Here is a 1,789-nt window from a genome sequence, read left to right on the forward strand (position 1 = left end):
TTCGGGGCGTTCCTGTATAACGTTTCTCAGTTGAGTGCAGTATATTGCGGTTTCTAACAAGTAGGGACATGGCATTGCCATGTCCCTACTGATGTATTGCACCCAGTCCTTGAATTGCTTTTGTCTTAGGTAAGAAGGATTGAGCCTAAGAAAATGTTGTCACGTCGATCAATAATCAATCGTTCGTTGCCCCTGACGTTTCCACCACGATGTCTGACTTCTAGACGGTTGAAGCAAACGTTGCCCAACTTGCCGAACATTACTGGGTTGTTGAGCATACATTGCTTTAAGAACCTGAGCCGGATCTACATAGTTATCGCCATACTTTAATCCCCAGTGGAGATGAGGGCCAGTAGTGCGCCCAGTCATCCCTACCCGACCAATCCGGGCACCTGCTGGCACTTGTTGCCCTTCCCAAACTACAAGACCCCCGCTGCGATCGATGAAATAACGACCGCCATTGGCGGTTTCCACGCTCCCTTTCATGTGACAGTAGACGTGACGCCACGCGCCGGACTCGACAGTAATTGAGGTGCCGCAAAGTCTATCTTGTGAGACTTTCACGACTTTTCCTGCCCACCAGTTACGAATGTAACTTCCTTCAGGTGCAGCAATGTCTAAACCCCGATGGAATTCCAAACCCCCAGAACCAGAAGGAGAGCGACGGTAGCCAAATGCAGAAGTATAGCCTTGAAAATTTTCAACTGGGAAAGATGCCCCTTGCCAACTATTGCCAGTTAAGGCCGAACTTGCTCTAACTTCCAATGCCTCAACTGATTTTGGCTGTAATTCTACTGCTGGCATTAACCAGGCTAAAGGCAGCCCTAATAAAAATAGAAATCGTCTTGGATGGAGAAAGCGGTTTTGAAGGTTTTGTGGTACGGACCCTTGCTGCATTGCTTTACTCTTCGTTTGCCCAAATTAAGATCGATAACCGAGAACTGTGGTGCTTATCTACGCAGCCAATTAACCGAAAGATGTTACTTTAGATTGCTGCCGTGTCAAGTTTGACAGTCAAGCCTTTGGCTGGGGTCTGTCTCTGGGTGGAAATTGTCGGCACTTCAAAACTTTTTCCGGTAGTGAGGAACAACCTATATTCACGGATTCTTGACTTTTGTTAAAATCCCTGAAGAGTAACTACTATAGTGTTGTAAAACCCATGCTGATTGAAATTCTACCGTTTAGATTCGAGCTGAATGCGACCGCGATCGCGGGTGCAGGTCTATGGTCGCTGGCTTTATATCTCGGTTGCTCTCCGGTCAGCGAATGGGTGATGGAGCAAATTAATCGCTGGTTTAACTTCGCTGAGCGATCGCTCTACACTTCACAAGAAGAGTTTGACAGAACCCGCAAGGGTAGAGAAGCTCAAAACGCTTTCTATGCTTCTATTTTCAGCATTGTGCCTTTTTTCCTGATTGGCGCAGTTTGCAATTACGGGGTAGAACTTGGCTTAGGGCGCAGTTGGGCAATCAGTATGGGAATGCTGGCTTGTGTCGGTTGCGGGATTTACGAACTAGGGCGTCGTAGCGCTTAAAAATTAAGCATTTTGCATTTCTAACTCCTCACAAACTAGCTTTGCCAGTTTTTGGGCAGCACCTGCTTCACCTCGAATGCTGCGGAGGCGATCGCGCATTTCCTGCAATTTTTCAGGATGATTTAAATAGTCCAAAGCAAATTCTGCAACTTCTGCCGCTTGTAGTTTACCTAGTAATTCTGGAACTATCTGGGTTTTTGCCCAAATATTAGGCCAAGCATATAAACGCCCTTGTTCCATGACTTTTTGCATGAT

At 46.6% G+C, this 1,789-nt stretch carries 2 protein-coding genes and 1 pseudogene; 1 reads left to right on the top strand and 2 read right to left on the bottom strand.

The features are described 5' to 3' along the window. Positions 1-168: 168 nt before the first annotated feature. Positions 169-804 carry a M23 family metallopeptidase gene (locus tag H6F50_RS14505; protein WP_347277168.1) on the bottom strand — a complete coding sequence of 212 codons (636 nt, stop codon included), beginning with the start codon at positions 802-804 and terminating at the stop codon, positions 169-171. A gap of 355 nt (positions 805-1,159) precedes the next feature. Here H6F50_RS14505 and H6F50_RS14510 point away from each other — a divergent pair, with 355 nt between their 5' ends. Then, positions 1,160-1,534, top strand: coding sequence for a hypothetical protein (locus tag H6F50_RS14510; RefSeq protein ID WP_190410880.1), 375 nt, complete (start codon positions 1,160-1,162; stop codon positions 1,532-1,534). 3 nt (positions 1,535-1,537) lie between these two features. Here the strand turns inward: H6F50_RS14510 and H6F50_RS14515 are convergent. Continuing rightward, positions 1,538-1,789: pseudogene (locus H6F50_RS14515) on the bottom strand (lipid-A-disaccharide synthase); the annotation flags it as partial.

The organism is Coleofasciculus sp. FACHB-712, assembly GCF_014695635.1.
In the GTDB taxonomy this organism is placed as follows: domain Bacteria; phylum Cyanobacteriota; class Cyanobacteriia; order Cyanobacteriales; family FACHB-T130; genus FACHB-T130.